Genomic DNA, 24,314 nt, shown 5'->3' with positions numbered 1-24,314 from the left:
TCGAACGGTAGGGGTCACCTCGCGTCGTCGGCGTCCCGCTGCGGAGGGCACCTGGCGGCGTAGCTCTGAAGTACTACGGGGTGCAGGGCGCCGCTTGTCGTTCGACCTTGTAGGTCGACTGGACGACTCCCGCCCCGAGCACCTTGGTCCGCACGTGGGACAGCGGGATGTCGCCGCCGACCGGGCCGAACAGGGGCACGCCCGTGCCCAGCACCACCGGGACCGTGGTGATGGTGATCTCGTCGATCAGCCCGGCGCGCAGGAAGGCGCGGATGACCTGCCCGCCGTCCACGTACACGCTCCTGGCGCCGCGCTCTTCGAGCCCGCGCAGGAGCCGGTCGAGGTCGCGGTAGACGGTGATGCGCGGGTCGGCGCCGGCTTGCAGCGTGGTGCTCAGCACGGCCACGTGCAGGCCCTCGTGGGGCCAGGTGTCATAGCCGAGCGCCGGCTCGTAGGTGCCGCGGCCCATGACGACGGCGTCGATGCCGGCGATGAAGGCGTCGTAGCCGTAGTCGCCGGCGGCCTCGCCCCGGCTGGTGAGCCAGTGCAGGTCGCCGTCCTGGCGGGCGATGAACCCGTCGAGGCTCGTGCCGATGAACACCGAGGACGTGAACGTCATGAGAACCCCCAATAGTAAATGTCGATTCGTTTATAAACTAGCGAGCCGCCCCCCGGCGCGCAAAGCGGGATTTTGCCGGGGGCGCGGTCCATACCGAGACGACGCTGCGCGACGGCGAGCTGTGGACCGGCTCGATGCCGCGCGCGGTCAAGGCCGCCGACCTGCGGCGCGATCCCCGGATGGCGATCCACGTGACCTCGAGGGAGCCCGAGGGCGACGACCCTTCGGCGTGGGAGGGGGACCTGAAGCTGGCGGGCCGGGCGGTGGAGGTCCTCGACGAGGCGGTACTGGCGTCCTTTGAGTTGCCGAGCGGCGACTCCCATCTGTTCCGGGTGGAACTGGTCGAGGTGGTGTGGACGAGGGTCGAGGGCGACGAGATCGTCATGGACGCCTGGCGCGAAGGGGTGGGTGTCCGGCAGATCCGGCGTAAGTAATCTACTAAGTAAAGGCGCTCAATTCGGACACCCCGGATGTCAGGGACTGATCCGCACCTCGTCCGCGACGGACACTCAGAGGTGGGCCCTATTTCGGTGCCTGGAAGCCGCCGATCTTCTGCTCGAGCAGTTCGGCCAGCCGTAGCGGGGTGCGGTCCTCGAACATCGGACCGATGAGCTGCACTCCGACCGGCAGACCCTCGGGGGACCGGCCCGCTGGTATGGCGGTGGCGGGCAGGCCGGGCATGGTGGCCAGACCGGCCCAGACGAGCTGGTCGAAGTACGGGTACTCGACGCCGTCGATGTCGATGCGCCGTTCCAACGGATTGGGGTCGTGGTCGTGCGGGAACGCGGGCGTCGGCGTGATCGGGCACACCACGGCGTCGAACTCGGCGAACAGCTGCCGCCAGCCGTGGCGGTGGACTTCGCGGCGGTTGTTCGCCTCCATCCAGTCGCGGTGGCTGAACATCATGGCGCGCAGCCGCGCGGCGTCAAGACTCTGGTCCTCCGCGCTCAGTTCGGCGGCGCGGGTCCGCAGCTGCTCGTGCGATTCGATGGGAAAACGCGCAACGGAGCCCGAAATCAGCAACTGCATGTAGAGCAGCGCGGCTTCGGTCAGATCGGGCAGCAGCGGACTGTGCCGTTCGACGCGGGCGCCGCCGTCGGCAAGCGCGTCGGCCACCCGGTTCACGCCCGCCCGCACGGCGGACCCGGTCGGAATGAGCGGATGCTCCTCGAGCACCAAGACGCGGAAGTCGCCGAGCCGCTCGTGGCGCGCGGGCGGCAGCGTCACCTCGTGCGCCACACCGTGCGTCAGCGGGTCCGGGCCGGCCATGACGTCGAGCAGGAGCGTGAGGTCGCGGGCGGTGCGCGCCATCGGGCCGACGACGGCGAGGTCGAGGTCGACCGGCAATGGCGGTGCCGGCGGCGCGACCATGCCGCGGGTTGCCGCCAGTCCGAGTGTCGGCTTGTGCGCGTAGACACCGCAGAAATGCGCGGGGGTGCGCAGCGAACCGGCGAGGTCGGAGCCGATGGACAGCGCGCCGAACCCGGACGCCAGAGCCGCCGCCGATCCGCCCGAGGACCCACCCGGCGTGCGACCGTGATCCCACGGGTTGTTGGTGGTGCCGTAGATGTCGTTGAAGCTCTGGATATCCTGCAGCCCCAAGGGCACATTGGTCTTGCCGAGCACCACCGCGCCCGCGGCCTTGAGCCGCGACACCTGTACCGCGTCCTCGGCCGGCATGAAGGTCGCCTGCGGCGGCATGCCCCAGGTCGTGGGCAGCCCGGCCATGTTGTAGGACTCTTTGACCGTCACCGGAACGCCGAGCAGCGGCCGGACCTCGCCGCGGGCGCGCGCCTGGTCGGCACCGCGCGCGGCAGTCCGCGCACGGTCGAAGTCCGGCACGCAAATCGCGTTGATCACCTTGTCGTCCCGCTCGATACGGGCGATCGTCGCGTCGGTCAGTTCCACCGAGCTCACTTCACCGGCACGCAAGGCAGCCGCGAGTTCTTCGGCCGCCTGAAAATTCCATTCCATAAAATTTGACTCTAACGGCCTGCGGCAGACGCTCGTCCCCGCACAAGTCGCCCGCATCCGCCCGGCAAATTCTAAACGGCTACCTTGGTGGGCCGAAGTCGCGCACTCATTCTGCCTCCCAAGGTGGCCAACCCCAGGTCAGAAGGGTCGGCGGCGGGTCGACTCCACTGGCAAGGGCATGAAATTCCGCGTCGCGCAACGAGAGAGATGTCTCAATGCTCATCTGTTTCTCTCCGGCCACTGACTATTCGCTCGACCGCCAGGCCATAGTGCGCGGGGATTGTCCAGTAAACGGGGTAACTCGTTTTAAATTTGTTCTTACGCCTCCAGCTCGGCGTAGTTCTCGATGCGGCGGGCGGTGAGGTCGGCGGGCAGGTTCTCCTCCGGGTCGCGGAAGGAATGGGCGCCGACCACCAGATCTCCTTGCACCGCAGGGCCTGGAAGGTGGCGATCTCGTTACTGTTCAGTTTGATCCGCTGTCAAGCGCCTCGCCCGTCAGTGGACCGCGAAACCGCCGTCCACGAAGAGCATCTGGCCGGTGACGAACGCGCAGGCCTCACCGGCCAGGAACACCGCGGCGCCCGCGAAGTCCTCGGGCAGCCCGTTGCGCCCGCTCATGTGGCGCGCGGCGAGCGCTTCGAGGCGGCCGGGAATGGCCTGGGCCGCGGCGGTCAGCGGCGTCAGCACGAATCCGGGGATGATCGTGTTGACGCACACGCCGTCGGCCGACCACGCCTCGGCCTGGGAGCGGGTCAGCCCGGCGAGCCCGGCCTTGGCCGCCCCGTAGGCGCCGCTGTCGCCGAAGGCGCTGATGGACTGCTGCGAGCCGACGTTGATGATGCGGCCCCAGCCGCGGCCGGCCATCTTCGGGCCGTGGTGCTGGCCGAGCAGGTAGGGGGCGGTCAGGTTGACGGCGATGCTGAGGTCGTAGTCGTCCTCGGTGAGCTCGGCCATGGGCTTGCGGATGTTGGCGCCGGCGTCGTTGACGAGGATGTCGATGTCGCCCGCCTCGTCGCACACGCGCCGCAGGTCCTCGCGCACGCCGACGTCGGCGCTGATCCGGGAGGCGGTGACGCCGTGGGCGCGCAGCCGGGCGACGGCCCGGTCGAGTTCGGCCTCGCGACGGGCGACCAGGACGACCTCGGCGCCGGCGCGTCCGATGGCCTCGGCCATGACCAGGCCGATGCCGGAGCTGCCGCCGGTGACCAGGGCCCGGCGGCCGTTCAGGGAGAACAGGTCGCGCAGATAGTCAGACACGCTCGCAGAAGCTAGCACCCGCCGGGCCCGGCAGGGGGGACGGCGGGGCCTCACCCGGCCCCGTACCTGGGTGAGGCCCCGCCGTCGTCAAGGGGTCAGCCCAGCACCAGTGCCGTGACGAACTGCAGCAGGTGCCAGGCCGTGTAGGCGCCGGCCGACCAGAACGCCCACGTCTTGCCGCGCTGGATCCGCGAGATCCAGCGCAGGGCCTCCACCGGCTCCCGGCGTTCCCGGACGGTCGCGGCGGTCAGGAGCGCCGAGGCCAGCCAGGTGATCGCCGAGCCGGCGACCAGGGCGAGCGAGAGGGCCCACAGGATCGGGCCGGGCGCCTGCGGGAGGGGCAGTTGGCGGGCCCAGGCGGCCACCAGGCCGCTCTGCAGGGCGATGGTGATCCATCTGTCCTTGCGGGCCTGTCGCTTGAGCCACTGAAGGTCGTGCCGTAGCTGGTTCGTGAGCATCGGGATCACCTCCGCTTGTAGCTGGTGGGACCAGCTAACGGAAAATTCCGGGGAGGATCTGCGACCTCACATCCGAGATTTCACGACTTTTAGCGGAATTTCAGGCAAGTCGTCTCGCGGCCCGCACCCCAGAAACACGCTGACGATCACGGCGTCCGGCGTGAACGCCGCCCGCGTCCCCGGTTCGGGTTGCCCTTGACGCGCACGTCAGGAGTTACGGTCTCTGCCCGTCCATCCGAGGAGCGCGACCGTGCCATCCCCGCCCCGAACGTCGAGACAGATCAGGCTCGCCACCGTCCCCGCATTCTCACCGCCCGCCCCGGACGCGGCCGGCTGCGCGCGGGCGACATCACCTTCCCGCACGTCCGGGTCACGGGCATCGAAAACGCGCCGCGGGCGTTGCGGGAAGTGATCGAGGGACGGCATTTCGGGACCGTCATCGTCGAACTGGAGACCAACGGGGAGCGTTGATGCGCATCGGCGACGCGGCGGCAGCGGCGGGCACCACACCCAGGGCACTGCGCTTCTACGAGCAGCGCGGGCTGCTGAGGCCGCCCCCGCGCACGGCGTCCGGGCAGCGCGAGTACGGGCCGCGCGAGGTCGCCCTCGTGCGCGTCATCCGCGAACTGCTCTCGCTCGGGCTGACCGTCCAGGACGTACGGGGCTGCGCCGATCGCCTGCACCTGCTGGACGGCGACACGCTCCCGGCACGCGGCGGGCCCGGCTGCTCCACGGCCGACGGCGTGGTGGAAGCCCGGCTCGCCGCCCTGGACGCGCAGATCGCCCGGCTGTCGCAGGTGCGCGAACGACTCGCCGCTCGGGCCGGGGTGCAGCAGGATGCGACAACCCCGTGAGCGCCTGCTCTGGCTGAAGCGATTAAGCAGTTGCTCGTACAATCGGCACGTTGTAAAAGGGAAGAGGCGAGCCGATGAGCACGGGCGGGCGGCGACGGCGGGTGACGATCGCCGACGTGGCACGCCACGCGGGGGTGTCGACCACGGCCGTGTCGAAGGTGCTGCGCAACGCCTACGGGGTCAGCGCCGCGATGCGCGAGCGGGTCAAGGCCGCCATCGAGGAGCTCGGCTACCGGCCGCACGCGGCGGCGCGGGCGATGCGCGGCCGCACGTACACGATCGGGGTGCTGCTCCCCGAACTGCGCAACCCGTTCTTCCCCGACATCCTGGACGGTCTGTACGCGCAGCTGTCCGGCACCGACTACCAGGTGATCATCGTCACCGGCGGCCCCGACGCCAAGGCGGAGAACCGCGCCATCGACGCCCTGGTCGACCGGCAGGTCGACGGCATCCTCATGGTGGCGCCCCGGGTGGCGCGGGCCCGGCTGGAGGAGGTCGCCTGCGGGCTGCCGACCGTCGTGCTCGGCCCGCACGAGAAGTCGGCCCTGTACGACGCGGTCCTCGACGACGACGAGGTCGGGGCCGAGCTGGTGGTGCGGCACCTGATCGGGCTGGGGCACCGCCGGATCGCGCACATCGGCCAGCGCGAGGGCACGCCGCGGCGGGCGGCGGCGATGCTGCACACGATCAGGGCGCGCACCTACGAGCGCGTCATGCGCGAACACGGCCTGGATGACGAGATCGCGATCGCCACCACCTCCTACAGCGAGGAGGGCGGCTACCGGGGGGCGCGCGAGCTGCTCGGGCGCTCGCCCCGGCCGACGGCGATCTTCGCGGGGGCCGACCTGGCGGCCTTCGGGGCGCTGACGGCGCTGCACGAGGCGGGGCTGGCGGTGCCGGGGGAGGTGTCGCTGGCCGGCTACGACAACACGCGCCTGGCGGCGCTGTCGACCATCTCACTGACCAGCGTGGATCAGGACGGGGATGTGATGGGACGGACGGCGGGGCGCCTGCTGCTGGAGCGGATCGAGGGCCGGACGTCGTCGGTGCGCTTCTCCATCACCCCGACCCTGGTCCCCCGCCGCTCCACCGCCCCACCCCCGCAGACGTAGCTGAGGTTGCTCGAAGAGGCGGGAAGGTCTGTGCCGGAGGGGTCGACGGCGAGGGTTTGCGCGCGCAGGGGGTGGAGGGCTAAGCTCGAACACTGCCCAATGGCAAGCGAACTCCACACGCCTCCCGTTAGGAGTATAGCACCGGATGACTAATCGTCAAGATGGTTTCGCGCAAGCCCTTGACAGCGAGCAGCGTACTGTCTCGTGGCTGTACGGCCGGCTCGACACCGCCAGAGCGCGGGCGCAGGCGGCGCTGCGCGAGGTGTACGGCAGGAGCGGCGGCACCCGGCAGGCGCGGGTCGAGCGCGAGGTGCTGGCCGGCGAGCAGACGCGCCGGCTGGCGCAACTGAACGCGGTCGAGCGGGGCCTGTGTTTCGGCCGCATCGACGACGGCGCGGGAGGCAGCACCTACGTCGGCAGGATCGGGCTGCGTGATGAGGAGCACGAGTCGGTCCTGATCGACTGGCGGGCGCCGGCGGCGCGGCCGTTCTACGTGGCCACGGCCACCGATCCGGGCGGCCTGGTGCGGCGCCGGCATCTGCATCTGAAGGAGCGGCGGGTGGTGGGCATCGATGATGAGGTGTTCGACCTGGAGGGGATGAGCGAGGGCGACCGGCGCACGCTGGTGGGCGAGGCGGCGCTGCTGGCGGCGTTGCGGCGGGGCCGTACGGGCCGGATGGGCGATGTGGTGGCGACCATCCAGATCGAGCAGGACCGGGTGATCCGCTCCTCGCTGCAGGGGGCGCTGGTGGTGCAGGGCGGGCCGGGCACCGGCAAGACGGTGGCGGCGCTGCACCGGGCGGCCTACCTGCTCTACACCCACCGCGAGGCGCTGGAGCGGCGCGGGGTGCTGGTGGTTGGCCCCAACCCGATGTTCCTGCGCTACATCGGCCAGGTGCTGCCGGCGCTGGGGGAGACGCAGGTGGTGATGACCACGGTCGGGGAGATGTTCCCGGGGGTGCGGGCGAGCGGGGCGGACACTCCGGCGGCGGCGGTGGTCAAGGGCGATGCGCGGATGGCGCAGGTGGTGGCCGGGGCGCTGGAGCTGCGCCAGGCGGCGCCGGACGGCGACCTGGTGGTGGAGCTGGACGGGCTGGCGCTGCGGGTGCCGCGGCGCACGTGCCTGCTGCTGCGCGATCGGGCGCGGGCGGTGCGGCTGCCGCACAACATGGCGCGCAAGCTGTTTGTGACCGAGATGCTCAAGGAGCTGGCCAGGGCCGAGGCGCGGGCGCTGGAGGAGTCGCTGCGCATCGACGAGCTCGAGGTGGACGATGAGCCTGAGCTGTCGCAGCCGCTGGATCTGGAGGGCGACCTGGACGAGGTGGACCTGGACGTGGCCTCGGCGCGGCTGTGGGGTGAGCCGCAGGTGCGGCGGGCGGTGGATGGGCTGTGGCCGGAGCTGACGCCGCAGCGCCTGATCGGGGAGCTGTTGTCCTCGCCGGACGCGCTGTGGTCGGTGGCGCCCTCGGGGCTGGACTGGCGGCAGCTGCTGCGTCCGCGGGGGGCCGCCTGGACGGTGGGGGATGTGCCGCTGCTGGATGAGGCGGCCGAGCTGCTGGGCGAGGACGACTCGGCCGAGCGGGCCTCGGCCCGCGAGGCAGGGCGCGAGAGGGCCGAGCGGGAGCTGTACGCCCAGGAGGTGCTGACCTCGACCGGCGTGCTGGAGCAGGGGGTGTTCGAGCGGGCCGACGTGCTGGCTGGGCGGCACGCCGACGACGGCGCGGAGCTGACGACGGCCGAGCGGGCGGCGGCCGACCGCTCCTGGGCCTATGGGCATGTGATCGTGGACGAGGCGCAGGAGTTGTCGGCGATGGCCTGGCGGATGGTCATGCGGCGGGTGCCGGCCAAGTCGCTGACGGTGGTGGGCGACCTGGCGCAGACGGGGTCGTCGGCGGGGGCGCGCTCGTGGGGCCAGGTGCTGGATCCGTATCTGCGGGGCCGCTGGCGGGAGGAGCGGCTGCTGGTGAACTACCGCACGCCGGCGGAGATCATGGCGGTGGCGGCCGACGTGCTGGCCTCCTTCGCGCCGGAGCAGGCGCCGCCGGAGTCGGTGCGTGAGGGCGGCCAGGTGCCGCGGGCGGTGCGGATGCCGCTGTCGGGGCTGCCGGCGCTGGTGGAGGAGGAGCTGGCGCGCATCGGTGAGGGCCGGGTGGGCGTGGTGACCTCTGATGCCCGCCACGCGGAGGCGTCGCGGTTGTTGCCGGCGGCGGACCTGGAGGCGGCGGTGGCGGTGCTGACGGTCGGGCAGGCCAAGGGGCTGGAGTTCGACGCGGTCGTGGTGGTCGATCCGGCGGGGATCCTCGCGCAGTCGGCGATGGGCGGCCAGGACCTGTATGTGGCGGTGACGCGGGCGACGCGGCGGCTGACGGTGGTGCACGAGGACGGCCTCCCCGACGTCCTATCCCGAATCTACTAAGTAAAGGCATTCGGGCTGGATGTCCGATTCGTCCAGCCCGAAAAGCCGGGAACCGCGGCAGCGGATCAGCCGTTGTAGAGCTTGTCGGCCACGGCCCGGATGGTGCGGGTGACGTGGTCGAGGGCGCGCAGCGTCTCGGTGTCGAGGTGCCGCATGACGCTGCGGAAGTGCTCGATGCCGGCGTTGTTGATCTCCTCGACGAGGGCGGCGCCCTTCGCGGTGAGCTCGACGCGGCGCACCCGGCGGTCGTGCGGGTCCTCGTGCCGGCTGACCAGGCCCTGGGCGACGAGGCGGTCGACGATGCCGGTGACGGTGCCGAGGCTGACGCCGAGGTCGCCGGCGAGGTCCTGGCCGGAGGCCGAGCCGCTCGCGGCCAGGATCATCACGACCTTGAGCTGGCGCATGGTGAGGTTGGAGGAGAACAGGGGGGATTGATGCTGGGCGAACAGCCGGCCCAGGCCACGCTGGCTTTCGGTGATCCGGCGGATCAGGTCTTCCCGTTCGTCGTTCACGCTCACCTCTCGCTTTCCTGAGAAGGTTATCAGGAAAGCTTGAGTGATCTAAATATTCGTTCAAGGCAAAGTGTTAGTCTGTGGCGAACTCTTGGAGGGGACGCCTATGACCGCTTTGGCACGGTTGAGTCTGGTCAACCGAAGTCTTGTGATCCTGGTCGCGGTCGTGCTCAGCGCGTTCGGCGCGTTCACGATCCCGCAGTTGAAACAGCAGTTGCTGCCATCTTTGGCCTTTCCCGGCGCTTTCGTGGTCGCCTCCTATCCCGGCGCGTCGCCGGAGATCGTCGAGGACGAGATCACCAAGCCGATCGAGGACTCCTTCCAGGGGCTGGCCGGGATGGAGCAGATGACCTCGACGTCGAAGGAGGGCCTGGCGCAGATCCAGGTCGCCTTCACCTACGGCACCGACGTCGAGGCCTCGCTGAACAAGATGCAGCAGGCCATCGACCGGGCTGCCCTGCCCGACGGGGTGGACCCGCAGGTCGTGGCGGGCAACACCGACGACATCCCGGTGCTGGTGCTGGCGGTGGGCGACGGCGGCGACGAGCGGGCGATGGCCGACAAGCTGCGCACCATCGCCGTGCCGGAGCTGCAGGGCGTGGAGGGGGTGCGCGAGGCGTCGGTCACCGGCACCCGCGACGAGGTCGTCACGATCGAGCCGGACACCGAGAAGATGGCCAAGGCGGGGGTGTCGGCGGCGCAGATCCCCGACGTGCTCAAGGCCAACGGCACGCCGATCCCGGCGGGCACGCTGACCTCCGACGGCACCTCGCTGACGGTGCAGGTCGGCAGCCGGGTCGATTCGGTGGCCAAGCTGAAGGATCTGTACCTGACGCCGGCCCAGCCGGCGGCCCAGCAGCAGCCCGCCCAGCAGCAGCCCGCCCAGCAGCAGGCCCGCCCCCAGCCGGGCCAGAACGGGCCGGCGGCACAGGCCGCCCTGGCCCAGCAGCGGGCGGCGGCGCCCAAGCCGCTCAAGCCGGTGAAACTGGGCGAGGTGGCCACGATCACGCGCGGCCTGGCCGAGGCCACGACGATCACGCGGACCGACGGCAAGACGAGCCTCGGCGTGTCGGTGACGATGGTGCCCGACGGCAACGCGGTGACGATCTCGCACGAGGTCCGCCAGAAGCTGCCGGAGCTGACCAAGGCGCTGGGCGACTCCTCCGACACGGCGGTGTCGGTCGTCTTCGACCAGGCCCCCTACGTGGAGGAGTCGATCGAGAACCTGACCACAGAAGGGCTGCTCGGACTGGCCTTCGCGGTGCTGGTCATCTTGGTGTTCCTGCTGTCGGTGCGCTCGACGGTGGTCACGGCGGTGTCGATCCCCCTGTCGGTCGTGATCGCGCTCATCGTGTTGTGGGCAGGCGACTACTCGCTGAACATGCTGACCCTGGGCGCGCTGACGATCGCGGTCGGCCGGGTCGTGGACGACTCGATCGTGGTGCTGGAGAACATCAAACGCCATCTCGCCTACGGCGAGGCCAAACTACAGGCGATCTTGACGGCGGTGCGCGAGGTGTCGGGGGCGGTCACGGCCTCGACACTGACGACGGTGGCGGTGTTCGCGCCGATCGCCGTGGTCGGCGGCATGGTAGGCGAGCTGTTCAGCCCGTTCGCGATCACGGTGGCGGTGGCGCTGCTGGCCTCACTGGTGGTGTCGCTGACGGTGGTGCCGGTGCTGGCCTACTGGTTCTTGAAGGCGCCGGAGCTGACGCCGGAGCAGGCACGCAAGCAGCGCGAGGAGGCCGAGGCCAAGGAGCTGCGCTCGCCGCTGCAGCGGGCCTACCTGCCGGTGCTGCGTTTCGCGACCCGCTTCAAGCTGGTGACGCTGCTGATCGGCGTGGCGGTGTTCATCGGCACGATGGGCCTGGCCGGCAGCCTGCAGACCAACTTCCTGGACGCCGCCGGGCAGAACACGATCTCGGTGTCGCAGCGGATGCCCGTCGGCACCGACCTGGCCACCACCGACAAGGCGGCCAAAAAGGTCGAGGGCGTGCTGGCCGACCTGGACGGCGTCCAGACCTATCAGGTGAACGTGGGCGGCGGCAACGCCATGCAGGGCGGCGCGGTCGGCGGCGGCGCGGACCGCGCCTCCTACTCGGTCACGCTGGCCGACGGCGTGGACACCGCCGCGGTCGAGCAGCGGCTGCGCGAGCGGATCGCGGGCCTGTCGGGGGTCGGCGAGGTGACCGTCGGCGGGGCCGGCGGCGGCGGGTTCTCCTCCGACACGATCGACGTGATCGTGCAGGCGCCCGACACCCAGACGCTGCGCACGGCGACCGACACGGTCAAGACCGCGATGAGCCAGGTGACGGGGCTGCGGGAGGTCTCCTCCAACCTGGAGGCCAGCGCGCCGAGGGTCGAGGTCGTGGTCGACCGGCAGGAGGCCGCCGAGCGGGGCCTGTCGGAGGCGCAGGTCGGCCAGGCGGTGGCGCAGGCGTTCCGCGGCGCGCCGCTGGGCCAGATCACGCTGGACGGCCGCACCAGCGACCTGGTGCTGCGCGGCGCCGACGAGCCGGACGACATCAAGGCGATCGAGGAGTTGAAGCTGGCCACGGCGGCCGGGACGGTGAAACTGTCGACGGTGGCCGAGGTGCGCGAGGTGGCCGGGCCGACGCAGGTGTCGCGCATCGACGGCGAACGCTCGGCGACGGTGTCGGCCAAGACCCAGGCCGGCGACCTGGGCAGCGTGACGCAGGCGCTGACGACGAAGCTGGACGGCCTGGCGCTGGCCGGCGGCGCGACGTTCGAGATCGGCGGCGCCTCGGCCGACCAGGCGCAGGCGTTCTCGGACCTGGGGCTGGCGATGCTGGCGGCGATCGCGATCGTGTTCATGATCATGGTGGCGACGTTCCGGAGCTTCATCCAGCCGCTGATCCTGCTGGTGTCGGTCCCGTTCGCGGCCACGGGCGCGGTCGGGCTGCTGGTGGCCACCGACACGGCGCTGGGCGTGCCGGCGCTGATCGGGATGCTGATGCTGATCGGCATCGTGGTGACCAACGCGATCGTGCTCATCGACCTGATCAACCAGTACCGCGACCAAGGCATGGACGTGAAGGACGCGGTCATCGAGGGCGGCCGGCGCAGGTTGCGGCCGATCCTGATGACCGCGGTGGCCACGATCTGCGCGCTGACGCCGATGGCGCTGGGGGTGACCGGCTCCGGCGGGTTCATCTCCCAGCCGCTGGCGATCGTGGTGATCGGCGGGCTGATCTCCTCCACGCTGCTCACCCTGGTGCTGGTGCCGACCCTGTACACGATGGTCGAGCGGGCCAAGGAGCGGATGCGGCGCACGCCGGCCGCGCCCGAGCCGGAGGCCAAAGTCCTGACGCCCGCCTCGTAGGCGGCTCGGCACGGTGCGCCCGCACGGCCTGGTGCCGTGCGGGCGCACCGTGGTGAATACACTTGTCCAACGTGACTTCCAAGCCGCGTATCCCCGACGTCCTGGCCGCGCGTTACGCCTCGCCGGAGCTGACCCGCCTGTGGTCTCCCGAGTACAAGATCGTCGCTGAGCGGCGGTTGTGGCTGGCGGTGCTGCGGGCCCAGGCCGAGCTCGGGGTCGCGGTGCCCGCCGAGGCGATCGCCGACTACGACAAGGTCGTCGAGCACGTCGATCTGGCCTCCATCGCGGCCCGCGAGCGCGTCACCCGCCACGACGTCAAGGCCCGCATCGAGGAGTTCAACGCGCTGGCCGGGCACGAGCAGGTGCACAAGGGCATGACCTCGCGCGACCTGACCGAGAACGTCGAACAGATGCAGGTGCGCGACAGCCTGCTGCTGGCGCGTGACCGGGTGGTGGCGCTGCTGGCCCGCCTGGCGAGCCTGGCCACCCAGCACCAGGCCACGGTCGTGGCCGGGCGCTCCCACAACGTCGCCGCGCAGGCCACCACCCTGGGCAAAAGGTTCGCCAGCGCGGCCGATGAGCTGCTGGTCGCCTACCACCGGCTGCAGGAGCTCATCGGCCGCTACCCGCTGCGCGGCCTCAAAGGCCCCGTCGGCACCGCGCAGGACATGCTCGACCTGCTGGGCGGCGACCGGGCCAAGCTGGCAGAGCTGGAAGAGCGCCTGGCCGCCCACCTGGGCTTCACCCGCCGCCTGACCAGCGTCGGGCAGGTCTACCCGCGCTCGCTCGACTTCGAGGTGGTCACCGCCCTGGTGCAGGCGGCGGCCGCGCCGTCGTCGCTGGCCACGACGATCCGGCTCATGGCCGGCCACGAGCTGGTGACCGAGGGGTTCAAAGCGGGCCAGGTCGGCTCCTCGGCGATGCCGCACAAGATGAACACCCGCTCGTGCGAGCGCGTCAACGGCCTGGCCGTGGTGCTGCGCGGCTACGCCTCGATGGTCGGGGAGCTGGCCGGAGACCAGTGGAACGAGGGCGACGTGTCGTGCTCGGTGGTGCGGCGGGTGGCGCTGCCGGACGCGTTCTTCGCCTTCGACGGGCTGGTGGAGACGATGCTGACGGTGCTGGAGGAGTTCGGCGCCTTCCCCGCGGTGATCTCGTCCGAGCTGGACCGCTACCTGCCGTTCCTGGCCACGACGAAGATGCTGATGGCGGCCGTGCGGGCCGGCGTCGGGCGGGAAAGCGCCCACGAGCTGATCAAGGAGCACGCGGTCGCGGCGGCGCTGGAGATGCGCTCGCGGGGCGCGGCCAACGAGCTGCTGGAGCGGCTGGCCGGCGACGAGCGCTTCCCGCTCGGGCGGGCCGAGCTGCAGGCGCTGCTGGCCGATCGGGTCTCGTTCACCGGGGCGGCGGCCGAGCAGGTGGAGGCGGTCGTGCGGCAGGTGGGCCAGGTCGTGGCGGCCCACCCCGAGGCGGCCGCCTACCGTCCAGGCGCGATCTTGTGATCAGGGCGCTGGCCACCGACGGCGAGGTTCGGGCCGCCTGCGGCGACGACGATCTGCTGGTGTGGGCGGCGCAGGGGCTGCGCCCGGGGGCGCGGGCATGGGCGCTGGGGGATGCCGTGGTGGCCGCGAGCCCGTCGGTGTCGCGGCGCGACCGGATGGCGGTGTGGGGCGGCGCCAGCTGCGCGGCGGAGCTGGTGCGGCACGCGCTGGCCGAGCTCGGGCCCTCCTACCGGCCGTTCGGGGAGCGGGAGCTGATGCGGCGCGTGAGCGCGCGGGTGGACGGGGTGCGGCCGGGCGGCCAGTTCTCCTGGATGAGCCTGCCCGCCGCCGTCCATGAACACGCCGGCCACGAAGACGGCGCCGGGGACGGCTCCGGCGCGGGGGTCGCCTGGCTGGGCGCCGGAGCCGGAGCGGACATCGCCGCGCTGCTGGCGGTGGCCGCGCCCGACTCCTACGCCATCCCCGGCGCGGCCGGGGTGCGCCGCTGGGCCGGGCTGCGTATACGCGGCGTGCTGGCCGCGGTCGCGGCCGACGCCTGGTCGGCCCCCACGGTCGGATTCCTGGCCGGGGTGGCGACCGGGGCGGGCTTTCGCGGGCGCGGGCTGGCCGAGCGGGTGTGCCGGTGGACCTCGCGCGAGCTGATGCGCTCGCACGGGCGGGCGGCATTGATGGTGGACGACGACAACCGCGCCGCGATCGGCGTCTACGAGCGGATCGGCTACCGGCGGGTGCGGGTGATGGCCACCTCCGCGACCGGCTGACGGGCCTGGCTGACAGCCGGTCGGCGCCGGGGAAAACCGGGTGAGGTTCGGGCTGCGCTGGGGCAGAGTGGACGGGGTGATGTCCGATTTTGTGCCTGGTATTGAGTTGTCGCGCGCCTTCTACACCGAGGTCGTCGCTCCGTCGGTGCGCGGGCTGGCGCACAGCGCCGCGCTGGTCGGGCCGGGCTCGGAGGTGCTGGCGTTCGACACCGCCCGCTCGGCCGACCACGACTGGGGGCCGAGAGTCCTGGTGTTCGTGCCGGCCGGCATGGCGGCCGAGGTGGAGGCGAAGGTCGCCGCGGCGCTGCCGCAACGTTTCCGCGGCTACCCGACGGTGTTCGGCTACCACGGCGAGGTCCGGCCCGGGGTGGTCGTGAGCGAGCTGGGGGCGTGGCTGCGTGAGCAGCTCGGGTTCGACCCGCGATCAGGGGTGTCGCTGCTGGACTGGTTGTCGGCGCCCTGGCAGCGGCTGGCCGAGGTGACCAGCGGGGAGGTCTTCCACGACGGCCTGGCCGAGGGCGGGCTGGAGGCGGTGAGGGCGGCGTTGCGCTGGTATCCGCAGGACGTGTGGCGCTACGTGCTGGCCTGTCAGTGGCGGCGCATCGCCCAGGAGGAGGCCTTCCCCGGCCGGTGCGGCGAGGTCGGCGACGAACTCGGCTCGGCGGTGGTGGGCATGCGGCTGGCTCGGGAGGTGATGCGGCTGGCGCTGCTGCTGCGCCGGCGCTACCCCCCGTACGCCAAATGGCTGGGCAGCGCGCTGGCGCGGATGCCCGGCTCGACGGAACTGGGGGAGTGCCTGGGGACGGCGGTGGCGGCGCGGTCGTGGCGGGAACGGGAGCAGGGGCTGTCGGGCGCCTACACGCGCCTGGCGGCGCTGCAGAACCGGCTGGCGCTGGCCGAGCGCCTGGATGAGGACGTGCGGGGGTATTTCGACCGGCCGTTCCAGGTGATCGGCGGGGATCGGTTCGTGCGGGCGTTGATGGACTCGGTGGCCGATCCGGCGATCCGGGCGTTGCCGATGGCAGGGTGCGCGGACCAGTTGTCGGACTCGACGGACCTGCTGACAACGCCGGGGCGGGCGCGGACGCTGACAGCGGCCGCACTGGGGCTTACCGCATGATTTGATCTACATTGTAAAGTTGAGGGGGTTGGAGAATTTTGTCCGATTTCAACATGCTCAACCCTCAACCAGAGCAGCAGCCAGAACCTCCGCCCTGACGCGCCGGCCCGTGCGGCGTGACGTTACTCCACAAGCTTGCCCGCCCCGGGCCGGGGACGATGAACGGCTCAGGCAGCCGCCACACCTCGTCGGCCGGGCCGGCGTTCGACGCGGGCCTCACCGCCGGAGGCGGCGAGCTGCCGGCGCAGTTCGTCCGCCTCCCACCACCCGGCACGGCAGGAGCGTGCGGCGCATTGGACTCTTCCCCCATGGGAGGGCCCATGCTTGGGGCGTGGAAGAGGATCTGCTGCCCATCGGGCAGTTCGCCCGGCTCGGCCGGCTGAGCGTCAAGCAGCTGCGGCACTACGACGAGCTGGGGCTGCTGCGGCCCGCGTACGTGGACGCCGAGACCGGCTACCGCTACTACCGGGCCTCGCAGGCCCGCACGGCGCTGTCGATCGGGCTGCTGCGCTCGCTGGACGTGCCGCTGGCCGTGATCGACGAGGTGCTGGCGGGCTCGCCGCAGGCGCTGGAGGCGGTCCGCGACGGGCTGGAGGCGGAGCTGGCGCGCCGGCGGCGCACGCTGGCCTGGCTGGAGCGGGTGATGGCCGAAGGGCTGCCGTCGGCGCGGGTGCGCGTGGTGCGCGAGCCGTCGCGACGGGCGGCCGTGGTGCGGGAACGGGCCGATGGCCTCCTGGACGTGGGCCGGGCGACGTCGTCGGCCGCGGCCCGGCTGGTGACCGCCTGGCAGGGCGCGCCGCTGGAGCTGATCGGGCTGTTCCCCGTGGACGTGGACGAGGCGTTCGAGGTGGAGGTGGCCGCCGTGCTGGAGACGGGAGCGGCCCCGGTGGGGCAGGTGCGGGTGCTGCCCGGGGGCGCGTTCGCGTGCGCGACGCACGTGGGCCCCTACGACCAGATGTCGTTGACCGCGCACGCCGTGCTGGCCTGGTGCGCCGAGCGCCGGCTCCCGGTGCGGGGCCGGCTTCGTGAGGTGTATGTGTCGGATCCGGCCGTCACCTCTCCTGACCAGTTGGTCACTCATGTGATGGTTTCGTTGGAGGAGGAGTCATGAATCCTGTGCTGGCCGAGTACGGTCCGGTGAACTGCCTGAACGTCACCGGTGTGGGGGAGCCGGGCGGAGCCGAGCACACCGCGGCGATTGGCGCGCTGTATGCCGTGGCCGCGCGGATGGGCGGGCCGGGCGGCCCGCTGGAGGGCCAGTGGTTCGTGGAGGACGACCGGCCGCCCCTGACGGTGCCGCGTCAGGAGTGGCGCTGGCATCTGCTGCTGCCGCTGGCGGCGGCGCCGGAGCCGGGGGCGGCCGAACGGGCGCGGGAGGCGGCCCGGGCGTCGGGGGCCGCGGTCGACCGGGTCCGGGTGGTGACGTTCACCGAGGGGGAGTGCGTGGAGGTCGTGCACATGGGGCCGTTCAGCCAGGAGCACGTGTCGCTGGCGGTGATGGAGGCGTTCATGGCCGAGCGGGGGCTGGTCGCCAACGGGCTGCACCATGAGGTGTATCTGACGGCGCTGGACGATCCGCGGCCGCGCACGGTACTGCGGCAGCCGGTGCGGCCCGCGTGAGGCAGGCGCCGGCGCCGTAGACGAACAGGGCCAGGAACAGCAGGGCGGGGTTGCCGGCGACGGCGGCGGCGATGACGCCGGCGCTGCCGACGGCACCGGCGAGGTACCCGGCGGCAAGGCCGGGGCGGCGGCCGCGGGCTTGGGAGATGCGCCCGACGGCGACGGCGGCCAGCGCGGAGCCTGCGGTGCCCGCGGCGCTGGGCAGGCCGGCGAGGCTGGTGGAGCTGAGCATGTCCTGGGCGAGCAGGGCGCCGACGGTCACGCCGGCCGCCAGTCCCACGCCGCTGAGGACTTGGGCGGCGACCAGGACGGTCAGGGAGCGGCGCTGCGCCTGAAGGCGCGGGGCGTCCTTGATCCGGGCAGGCACGTCAGTCGTCACGAGAGAGTTCTTTCGATTGGGGTGATCCGACCGGGCGCCGCCAATGGCGCGGTTTCGACAGGTGAGGTCGACGGGAGGCGACGCGGCGGAGACCGGGGGAGAAGCGACAGCGCATCGCGCTCGGCGTCCCAAGCCCATGGCGGAAGACGCGTCCAAGCCCATAGCGGAAGACAACGGCGCAAGACACCCGAGACGGCGTGGCGGACACCGCTGTGGCAGGCCGAGCCGGCGGGGCGGGCCGGCCGGCCGGTCCTGCCGAGGTACCGGCCTGCGCGGCTGCGCGGTCAGCCCCGGTCGCCCAGGTCCAGGCGGTCGGCCACCCCGCCGTCGGTGAAGGCGGCCACCAGTTCGTCACGGCCCTCGGTGAAGTGGGCCCAGCTGTCGTAGTGGACGGGAACCACCCGGCGGGCGCCGAGGATCTTGGCGGCCTCGGCGGCCTGTGCGCTGTCCAGGACGATCGGCTCGCCGTCGAAGAGGATGGGGAATCGGGGGGCTCCGGCGAAGAGGATGGCGGTGTGCACCGGGCCGAATCGGTCGGCGATCTGCTTGACCAGGTCGAGTGAGGCGTTGTCGCCGCTGACGTAGACCGTGGGCAGGCCCTGCCCGGTCAGGACGAATCCGACGACTTGGCCGGTGATCGGTTCGACCTTCTCGCGTGGGCCGGGTCCGTGGATGGCGGGCACGCCGGTGACGGTGATCGTGCCGCCGCCGGGGCGGTCCAGCTCGATCGGCTCCCAGTCGGCCAGCCCCTTGGCCCCGTTCCCCAGGCGTTGCCCGCCGCCGGGCGTGGTGAGCGTGAGCGGGACGTCGGCGAGCAGCGTTCGGCCGGAGTTGTCGAGGTTGTCGGGATGCTCGTCATGGGAGAGCAGGACCACATCGATACGGCCGAGGTCGGCCGGTGTGGCGGAGGGGGGAGCCGTCTTGATCAGCCGGCCGCCCGGCACGTGATAGTCGCCGGGAGCGTCGAAGGTCGGGTCGGTCAAGAACCGCAGGCCACCGTATTCGAAAAGGGCGGTGGGGCCGCCGAAGACGCGGACGGGGATCGGCTCGGTGGTCGTGCTGAAACTGGCCATCCAGACACCTCACGGATGAGAAACGGTTTATCCGTGATGAAGGTAGCGGCGTCTCACGGACGAACGCAAGCCGTACCATGAGAGCTATGAGCGAGACCCCGACCGCCGCCTCCGCGTTGCCGCCCGCGCCAGGGGCGGAGGACCACCTCGCCCTCGACTTCGTCAACAGCGCCGTCGCGCTGCCCGGAGGGCAGTTCATCGATCTCCTCGGCACCCCCGAGGCGACGAACCACTGGCTCACCCAACGCGGCCTCGCTCCGGCCGACGCCGGGGTGCAGGAGATGTGCGTGACGCAACTGCGCTCGCTACGCGAGCACGTCAGGGCATTGTTCGCCGCCCATGTCGCCGCCCTGCCCGCCCTGCCCGCGGCTCTGTCCGCCGTCAATGACGCGCTGAGCAAGGCCCCCACGGCCGCCCTGCTGTACTGGGACGACAAGAACGGCCCCTACCGTGCGGCGCCCTGCCCCACCAACGAGATCCTCGACCACGCTCTGGCGACCCTCGCGGCCAACACGGCCGACCTGCTCACCGGCCCCGACGCCGAACGCCTCACCCATTGCCGATCCAATCCCTGCAACCGCTACCTGCTGCGCCACGGCCGCCGCCACTGGTGCTCCACCCGTTGCGGTGACCGCGCCCGCGCCGCCCGTGCCTACGCCCGACGCACCCAGCCGACGCCGAACTGACCAACCCCGCCCCCTTGATTGCGCCGCCGACGTTCTCCACGCTGCCAACGCGAGCAGACTGACGCTCCGCCCATTCATGTGCGGCGGCAGCAGCGGACCAGTAGTCCGGCGGGGTTGAGGACAGTTCGCTATCAGGTGGCGGGTTTGCCGAACCAACGGGAGAGGTGCTCGTCCAGGTCCTGCTGATCGTCGCCGATCCAGGCGACGTGGCCGTCGGGGCGTAGCAGGACGCACGCGACATCCAGTCCCGCAGTGGGATCGGCGAGGTAGTCGACCCGGTCCGACCAGCCGCCGGCGGTCAGGCGTTCGGTGCGGTCCAGCAGCAGGCCGCGGCCGCGATGCAGCAGACCGTAGAGGTGGCCCTGTTTCACGTCGATGTCGCGCAGGCGGCGGCCGAGCAGGTCGGGGCCTTGGCCGAAGTCGTAGCGGATGCCGATCGCGGTGATCTTCTCGATCAGATGGCGGTTCACCTCCTCGAAGTCCATCAGCTCGGTGAGCAGCCTGCGCACGGCCCGCGGGCCCGGTTCGGCGGACAGCAGTTCCATCTGGGCGCGGGTGTTGTCCAGCACGTCCTCGGCGATCGGATGACGTTCGGCCTGGTAGGTGTCCAGCAGCGTTTCCGGCGCCCAGCCGCGGATCTGTGCGGCCAGTTTCCAGCCGAGGTTGAACGCGTCCTGAACGCCCAGGTTGAGGCCCTGCCCGCCGATGGGCGGATGGACGTGTGCCGCATCGCCGGCCAGCAGCACCCGCCCGACCCGATACCGTTCGGCCAGCCGGGTGGCATCCCCGAAACGGGACATCCAGCGCGGGGAGTGCACGCCGAAATCGGTTCCGGCGATGGTGCGCAACTGTTGTTTGAAATCCTCGAGGGTGGGCGGTGCGGCGCGGTCGCCGACTCCCGCGGCGGGGACGACGACGCTGTAGATCCCTTCGCCGAAGGGCCGCAGCCAGAATCGCTGATGGACCTCGCTGATTCCGGCCAGCTTGGCGGCGATCTCCTCCTGCGGCACGCCTGCTTCCATCTCGCCCATCAGCGTCTCGGTCCGCGCGGGCTCGCCGGGGAAGCCGACGCCGAGCAGTTTGCGCACCGTACTGCGCCCGCCGTCGCAGCCGACGAGATAGCGCGCACGCAACTGTTCCCCGTCGGCCAGCTCGACGGTCACCCCCTCGTCGTCCTGCTCGAAACCGGCCACCGCGCAACCGTGCCGGACCTGCGCACCCCGTTCGATCGCATGCTCTTCGAGCAGGCGTTCGATGACCGGCTGCGGGATGCCCAGCAGATAGGCGTGCGCGGAATCCAGGCCCTTGGGCGCGGGTTTGGGGATGGCGGCGAAGAAACCGCCCGCCGGACGCCGTCTTCCATGCTGGAGAAGGCGCTCCAGCAGTCCGCGCATCGCCATCAGCTCGAGACTGCGAATATGCAGGCCGACGATGCGGACGAACGACTTGGGCTCGGTGTCCTTCTCCAGAACGAGTACCCGCACATCGTGCAGCCGCAGTTCGGCGGCCAGCATCGCACCGGTCGGCCCGCACCCGGCAATGATCACGTCGAACATGAGGGGCGCGCGATCGGCGCCGGAGACGTCGCCCGCGGTGAAGTCGCGCTCGACCGAATCGTTCGACGACGGCTCGGCGGTGACCTGCGGAGAGTGCATAGGTGTTGCCTTTCGGGAGTGCCTTGTTGGCGAGGCGCTCCCGGCGACACCTACCTCAATCGCCCGGCCGTGACGGGAAGGGGGAGCACCCACATCGATACAGCGTTCATGGGTCTCACCTCCTCGGGCGGTGTCACGGTCAACTGCAAGCTACAAGCCCGAGCATCACCCCGTCCAATCCTTTCCCGGCCACGTGATCACGACCCCAGACGGATGCGTGCGGGTTCGGACGAGCGTCGGCCGGGGTGTCACCTGCTGTGGCGGATCGCCGCCCGTACGGCGGTGTAGATGACGACCCAGAGAGCCGCCAGGGGGCCCCAGCGGGGTGTACGTCTTGTCTGGAGAGCGGCAACCGCACCTCCTGCGGCCGGCCGGACAGGTGGGACGGCCCCCCGCATGGGGGACGTCTCTCCCCTTCAGGAGGGAACCCGCGTGATAAGCCCCGGATTACGGTGGACCGACATGAGATCACATGCACGGCCCGCGTTACTGATCGCGGGCTGGGTGGGGGCGGCGGCGCTGGCGCTGGTGGCGCCCGGCAATCTGGTCATGCGGCTGGTGTTCGGCAAGCTGGAGGACCCGCAGCTCCTCCGGCAGACGCTGCTGACCACGCTCGGGCTGCTGCTCGCCCTGGCCGTCATCCGCTACGGCGAGCGCGGCAGGCCGCGCCGGCCGCAACCGTGGGACGACACAGCGGTCCGGCCCGCGCTCTGGGCGCGGGCGGTGACGTGGGTGGCGGCGGGCGTACCGGTGGTGGGCTTCTCGGTTCCGCACCTGCTTTGGGGGCTCGGTGTGCCCTTTGGAGTGGGGGAGGAGACCAGCTTGGCGGAGTTGCGCGGGTCTGCGGTGTTCTGGGTGCTGCTCGTGGCCGGGCCGGTTGCGGGGGCGGCGCTGACGCTCGGGCTGATCAGCCGGTGGAGCCAGGTGGTGGCGGGACGGCGGGTGCCGCGCCTCATCGCCGTCGTCCCGCCGGTGGCGGTCGGGCTGTTGGTCGGTCAGTACGGAACGATGATGACGACGTGCCTGGCCTTCGGCCTCACCCAGACGTGCGCGCCCAACGGCGGCGCCGAGGTTCTCGACGGCAGCTGGGGGTTCGCCGCGACGTATCCCGTCTTCCTGCTCTGGGGCGTGTCACTGCTGGCCGCCGCGGCCGGCTACCTGCACACCACCACCGCCCTGCGACAACAACGACCCTGACTCGGCCGACATCACCCCTCCTGCGATGCCCAGCGCGAGATCGAGGCGGCGCTGCGCGCGACCGCCGCAGGGCCACCCATCGACCGGCCGACCCGCACGAACCCCCGACGACGTCGACGGCGTCCCGGCCCGCGCCGCCTGCCACGAAGGATCGTCAGCTCCAGGATGATGCCCAAGAGCAACCGGCCCGGCTTCTCGGGCGGGTCAATTGGGTGGCGGGCGGCCCGGGAGTGCCACTGAGTTTGGGGGAGACCTGGCAGAGGCGGGGGAAGACCGTTCGCGGGGACAGGAAGAGGCGGGCAGCGATCTCTTTGCCGGTACGGATCGTGCGCGCCCGCGGCCCCGTACACCGGGCCGGCTGCCCGATCGTGTAAAGACCCGCCAGGCCGTTCATGGCTCGAATCTGCACCTTCCACCCAGTGGAACCTCAAGCGTTCTGTCAGAAATTCTCGCCGCAGAGCAGCCGGTTGACGGGGCGCAGACCAACACGCCACCCCCCGAACCCCCGTGTCGAACACCACGGACGACTTGCCCACCCCGGCCCTTCCGGATGCGCCGGGGCGTACGGCCCTCGGCTACCCCACCCCGGCCCACGCGGGTATAGAGTTGAAACATGGTGCGACCTCCGCTGACCCTTGAAGAGCGGCTCCGCGGCGAGCAGCTCGGCAGGGTGCTGCGGCAGGCCCGCGGCGAGCGCAGCATCGTCGAGGTCGCCGCCGCCGCCGGCATGTCCGCCGAGACCCTGCGCAAAATCGAGACCGGACGCATCGCCACACCCGCGTTCTTCACGATCGCGGCCCTGGCCGACGTGCTCGACATCTCGCTCGACCACCTCGCCGTCCGCGCCGCACCCGCCGCCACCTGACACGGCGCCACACCCGGCCCGCCCCAGGACACGACGGGCTATCACCACGCCCACAGGAAAGCCCCCAGGGCACACCGGCGGCATGGCCACTCCCGCGCCACGGGGTTGCCGTCATATCCGCCGAACACCCAACGGATATGACTGACCTGCACGTATAACAGTCCGATGAAGGCCGATCACACACGGTTTCATACGTCTTAGCGTGGGCCTGCAGCCGGATCGGGCTGCGTTGCTTCGGGGGCTGACCAGGGCGGGTGAGGCGCGTTGGCGACCCGAGTGTTCGCTGACGAAGAGATCGCGCGCTTGCGATCGTTCCCGGAGATCAGCCGAGAGGAGCTGATCCGGTTCTTCACGTTGACGGCGGCGGATGTGGAGTTCATTGATCCAGGCCGGGGCCGGGGACCTGCTGACCCTGCCTGATCGCCGCCGCCCGCGACGCCGGCGTCACCATCGTGTCTCGTACTGGGCGGCGTCGTACGACGCTCCCCGGGACAGACTCGCGAGCCGGCCGGAACTCATCGCGGCGGGCCACCCTCGCGTAGGAGCGCTCAAGTACCATCCCGATCACGGTTCCCCCTGAGGAGTCGACTGCCCGATGCCCGATCGCGAAAGACTTGTGGCCACGTTCGACGTCATGGGGCTGGAAGTGACCACATCACCACTCCACACGCTCGCCGGACGGGTGACGGACGAGACGGCCAAACGGGTGATCACTGAGATCGGGATTCCCGAGCGGGTCGGCGGCTACCTCACCTTCGACCATTTCGGGGACGGTCCCACGTTCATCTCCACCGAATACGCAAGAAAGGGGCCGCGGTCAGGCGTAACCGCTGGTCGGGGGGAGATCTGTATCCGCGGCCGTGAACACGGTTAAGGTGTTCTCGTCCAAGTGGTTGATCTTGCTGGGGTGT

The 24,314-nt window shown here is 71.1% G+C and carries 24 protein-coding genes; 16 read left to right on the top strand and 8 right to left on the bottom strand.

Features of this window, described 5'->3' with window-relative positions:
• Nucleotides 1–73: 73 nt before the first annotated feature.
• A complete protein-coding gene (locus tag ACFOY2_RS33260) occupies nt 74–619 on the bottom strand; it encodes a dihydrofolate reductase family protein (RefSeq protein WP_379532065.1) in 546 nt (181 codons plus the stop codon).
• A 134-nt stretch (nt 620–753) separates the two neighbouring features.
• Here ACFOY2_RS33260 and ACFOY2_RS33255 point away from each other — a divergent pair, with 134 nt between their 5' ends.
• Complete coding sequence (locus ACFOY2_RS33255; RefSeq protein ID WP_379532064.1) at nt 754–1,053, top strand: hypothetical protein; 300 nt, start codon at nt 754–756, stop codon at nt 1,051–1,053.
• Nucleotides 1,054–1,141: 88 nt separating this feature from the next.
• Here the strand turns inward: ACFOY2_RS33255 and ACFOY2_RS33250 are convergent, their stop codons facing one another.
• The 3 genes from ACFOY2_RS33250 to ACFOY2_RS33240 form a co-directional block, all read right to left on the bottom strand.
• A complete protein-coding gene (locus ACFOY2_RS33250; RefSeq protein ID WP_379532063.1) occupies nt 1,142–2,593 on the bottom strand; it encodes an amidase in 1,452 nt (483 codons plus the stop codon).
• Nucleotides 2,594–3,088: 495 nt separating this feature from the next.
• Nucleotides 3,089–3,850 (bottom strand): SDR family NAD(P)-dependent oxidoreductase, encoded by a 762-nt coding sequence (locus ACFOY2_RS33245; protein ID WP_379532062.1) that lies wholly within the window; start codon nt 3,848–3,850, stop codon nt 3,089–3,091.
• Between the two features lie 95 nt (nt 3,851–3,945).
• A complete protein-coding gene (locus ACFOY2_RS33240; protein WP_379532061.1) occupies nt 3,946–4,308 on the bottom strand; it encodes a hypothetical protein in 363 nt (120 codons plus the stop codon).
• 195 nt (nt 4,309–4,503) lie between these two features.
• Here ACFOY2_RS33240 and ACFOY2_RS33235 point away from each other — a divergent pair, with 195 nt between their 5' ends.
• From ACFOY2_RS33235 to ACFOY2_RS33220, 4 genes are all read left to right on the top strand, one after another.
• Complete coding sequence (locus ACFOY2_RS33235) at nt 4,504–4,779, top strand: hypothetical protein (RefSeq protein ID WP_379532060.1); 276 nt, start codon at nt 4,504–4,506, stop codon at nt 4,777–4,779.
• Complete coding sequence (locus ACFOY2_RS33230) at nt 4,779–5,162, top strand: MerR family transcriptional regulator (RefSeq protein ID WP_379532059.1); 384 nt, start codon at nt 4,779–4,781, stop codon at nt 5,160–5,162. Before ACFOY2_RS33235 ends, ACFOY2_RS33230 begins: the two co-directional genes overlap by 1 nt.
• Nucleotides 5,163–5,236: 74 nt before the next feature.
• Nucleotides 5,237–6,274 carry a LacI family DNA-binding transcriptional regulator gene (locus ACFOY2_RS33225; RefSeq protein WP_379532058.1) on the top strand — a complete coding sequence of 346 codons (1,038 nt, stop codon included), beginning with the start codon at nt 5,237–5,239 and terminating at the stop codon, nt 6,272–6,274.
• A 145-nt stretch (nt 6,275–6,419) separates the two neighbouring features.
• Nucleotides 6,420–8,690: a HelD family protein gene (locus ACFOY2_RS33220; protein ID WP_379532057.1), complete on the top strand. Its 2,271-nt coding sequence runs from the start codon at nt 6,420–6,422 to the stop codon at nt 8,688–8,690.
• Between the two features lie 65 nt (nt 8,691–8,755).
• On the opposite strand, the gene ACFOY2_RS33215 is transcribed toward ACFOY2_RS33220, so the two are convergent.
• Nucleotides 8,756–9,208: a MarR family winged helix-turn-helix transcriptional regulator gene (locus ACFOY2_RS33215; protein ID WP_379532056.1), complete on the bottom strand. Its 453-nt coding sequence runs from the start codon at nt 9,206–9,208 to the stop codon at nt 8,756–8,758.
• A 100-nt stretch (nt 9,209–9,308) separates the two neighbouring features.
• Between ACFOY2_RS33215 and ACFOY2_RS33210 the strand changes: the two genes are divergently transcribed.
• The 6 genes from ACFOY2_RS33210 (at nt 9,309) to ACFOY2_RS33185 (ending at nt 17,548) form a co-directional block, all read left to right on the top strand.
• On the top strand, nt 9,309–12,545 hold the full coding sequence (locus ACFOY2_RS33210) for an efflux RND transporter permease subunit (RefSeq protein WP_379532055.1): 3,237 nt from the start codon (nt 9,309–9,311) through the stop codon (nt 12,543–12,545).
• Between the two features lie 71 nt (nt 12,546–12,616).
• Nucleotides 12,617–14,047: an adenylosuccinate lyase gene (gene purB, locus ACFOY2_RS33205; RefSeq protein WP_379532054.1), complete on the top strand. Its 1,431-nt coding sequence runs from the start codon at nt 12,617–12,619 to the stop codon at nt 14,045–14,047.
• Complete coding sequence (locus ACFOY2_RS33200; protein ID WP_379532053.1) at nt 14,044–14,808, top strand: GNAT family N-acetyltransferase; 765 nt, start codon at nt 14,044–14,046, stop codon at nt 14,806–14,808. Before purB ends, ACFOY2_RS33200 begins: the two co-directional genes overlap by 4 nt.
• Nucleotides 14,809–14,887: 79 nt before the next feature.
• Nucleotides 14,888–15,928 (top strand): DUF4037 domain-containing protein, encoded by a 1,041-nt coding sequence (locus tag ACFOY2_RS33195; protein ID WP_379532052.1) that lies wholly within the window; start codon nt 14,888–14,890, stop codon nt 15,926–15,928.
• Between the two features lie 331 nt (nt 15,929–16,259).
• The gene (locus tag ACFOY2_RS33190; RefSeq protein ID WP_379532051.1) at nt 16,260–17,039 is read left to right on the top strand and encodes a MerR family transcriptional regulator; all 780 of its coding nucleotides are present in this window, start codon (nt 16,260–16,262) and stop codon (nt 17,037–17,039) included.
• Nucleotides 17,036–17,548, top strand: coding sequence for a hypothetical protein (locus tag ACFOY2_RS33185; protein WP_379532050.1), 513 nt, complete (start codon nt 17,036–17,038; stop codon nt 17,546–17,548). Before ACFOY2_RS33190 ends, ACFOY2_RS33185 begins: the two co-directional genes overlap by 4 nt.
• On the opposite strand, the gene ACFOY2_RS33180 is transcribed toward ACFOY2_RS33185, so the two are convergent.
• Together ACFOY2_RS33180 and ACFOY2_RS33175 are read right to left on the bottom strand one after the other, a co-directional pair.
• Nucleotides 17,436–17,927: a hypothetical protein gene (locus ACFOY2_RS33180; RefSeq protein ID WP_379532049.1), complete on the bottom strand. Its 492-nt coding sequence runs from the start codon at nt 17,925–17,927 to the stop codon at nt 17,436–17,438. The genes ACFOY2_RS33185 and ACFOY2_RS33180 overlap by 113 nt on opposite strands.
• A 284-nt stretch (nt 17,928–18,211) precedes the next feature.
• Nucleotides 18,212–19,000, bottom strand: a complete 789-nt coding sequence (locus tag ACFOY2_RS33175) for an MBL fold metallo-hydrolase (protein WP_379532048.1) — start codon at nt 18,998–19,000, stop codon at nt 18,212–18,214.
• Between the two features lie 86 nt (nt 19,001–19,086).
• On the opposite strand from ACFOY2_RS33175, the gene ACFOY2_RS33170 reads away from it, so the two are divergent.
• Nucleotides 19,087–19,686 (top strand): CGNR zinc finger domain-containing protein, encoded by a 600-nt coding sequence (locus ACFOY2_RS33170; protein WP_379532047.1) that lies wholly within the window; start codon nt 19,087–19,089, stop codon nt 19,684–19,686.
• Nucleotides 19,687–19,817: 131 nt separating this feature from the next.
• On the opposite strand, the gene rox is transcribed toward ACFOY2_RS33170, so the two are convergent.
• A complete protein-coding gene (rox, locus tag ACFOY2_RS33165) occupies nt 19,818–21,242 on the bottom strand; it encodes a rifampin monooxygenase (protein WP_379532046.1) in 1,425 nt (474 codons plus the stop codon).
• A gap of 561 nt (nt 21,243–21,803) precedes the next feature.
• On the opposite strand from rox, the gene ACFOY2_RS33160 reads away from it, so the two are divergent.
• From ACFOY2_RS33160 to ACFOY2_RS33145, 4 genes are all read left to right on the top strand, one after another.
• Nucleotides 21,804–22,538, top strand: coding sequence for a hypothetical protein (locus ACFOY2_RS33160; protein ID WP_379532045.1), 735 nt, complete (start codon nt 21,804–21,806; stop codon nt 22,536–22,538).
• A gap of 613 nt (nt 22,539–23,151) precedes the next feature.
• On the top strand, nt 23,152–23,403 hold the full coding sequence (locus ACFOY2_RS33155; protein ID WP_379532044.1) for a helix-turn-helix domain-containing protein: 252 nt from the start codon (nt 23,152–23,154) through the stop codon (nt 23,401–23,403).
• 276 nt (nt 23,404–23,679) lie between these two features.
• Complete coding sequence (locus ACFOY2_RS33150; protein WP_379532043.1) at nt 23,680–23,823, top strand: DUF4158 domain-containing protein; 144 nt, start codon at nt 23,680–23,682, stop codon at nt 23,821–23,823.
• Nucleotides 23,824–23,998: 175 nt separating this feature from the next.
• A complete protein-coding gene (locus ACFOY2_RS33145) occupies nt 23,999–24,277 on the top strand; it encodes a hypothetical protein (protein WP_379532042.1) in 279 nt (92 codons plus the stop codon).
• Nucleotides 24,278–24,314 lie beyond the last annotated feature (37 nt).

It is taken from the genome of Nonomuraea purpurea, assembly GCF_042650645.1.
In the GTDB taxonomy this organism is placed as follows: Bacteria; Actinomycetota; Actinomycetes; order Streptosporangiales; family Streptosporangiaceae; genus Nonomuraea; species Nonomuraea purpurea.
This window is presented reverse-complemented; position numbering and strand designations above follow the sequence as displayed.

Coding starts and splice junctions, on each gene's coding strand:
- rox (WP_379532046.1), bottom strand. CDS start 21,242: ATGTTCGACGTGATCATTGCCGGGTGCGGGCCGACCGGTGCGATGCTG.
- ACFOY2_RS33210 (WP_379532055.1), top strand. CDS start 9,309: ATGACCGCTTTGGCACGGTTGAGTCTGGTCAACCGAAGTCTTGTGATC.
- ACFOY2_RS33195 (WP_379532052.1), top strand. CDS start 14,888: ATGTCCGATTTTGTGCCTGGTATTGAGTTGTCGCGCGCCTTCTACACC.
- ACFOY2_RS33225 (WP_379532058.1), top strand. CDS start 5,237: ATGAGCACGGGCGGGCGGCGACGGCGGGTGACGATCGCCGACGTGGCA.
- ACFOY2_RS33145 (WP_379532042.1), top strand. CDS start 23,999: ATGCCCGATCGCGAAAGACTTGTGGCCACGTTCGACGTCATGGGGCTG.
- ACFOY2_RS33175 (WP_379532048.1), bottom strand. CDS start 19,000: ATGGCCAGTTTCAGCACGACCACCGAGCCGATCCCCGTCCGCGTCTTC.
- ACFOY2_RS33255 (WP_379532064.1), top strand. CDS start 754: ATGCCGCGCGCGGTCAAGGCCGCCGACCTGCGGCGCGATCCCCGGATG.
- ACFOY2_RS33170 (WP_379532047.1), top strand. CDS start 19,087: ATGAGCGAGACCCCGACCGCCGCCTCCGCGTTGCCGCCCGCGCCAGGG.
- ACFOY2_RS33155 (WP_379532044.1), top strand. CDS start 23,152: ATGGTGCGACCTCCGCTGACCCTTGAAGAGCGGCTCCGCGGCGAGCAG.
- ACFOY2_RS33230 (WP_379532059.1), top strand. CDS start 4,779: ATGCGCATCGGCGACGCGGCGGCAGCGGCGGGCACCACACCCAGGGCA.
- ACFOY2_RS33260 (WP_379532065.1), bottom strand. CDS start 619: ATGACGTTCACGTCCTCGGTGTTCATCGGCACGAGCCTCGACGGGTTC.
- ACFOY2_RS33240 (WP_379532061.1), bottom strand. CDS start 4,308: ATGCTCACGAACCAGCTACGGCACGACCTTCAGTGGCTCAAGCGACAG.
- ACFOY2_RS33185 (WP_379532050.1), top strand. CDS start 17,036: ATGAATCCTGTGCTGGCCGAGTACGGTCCGGTGAACTGCCTGAACGTC.
- ACFOY2_RS33220 (WP_379532057.1), top strand. CDS start 6,420: ATGACTAATCGTCAAGATGGTTTCGCGCAAGCCCTTGACAGCGAGCAG.
- ACFOY2_RS33160 (WP_379532045.1), top strand. CDS start 21,804: ATGAGATCACATGCACGGCCCGCGTTACTGATCGCGGGCTGGGTGGGG.
- ACFOY2_RS33250 (WP_379532063.1), bottom strand. CDS start 2,593: ATGGAATGGAATTTTCAGGCGGCCGAAGAACTCGCGGCTGCCTTGCGT.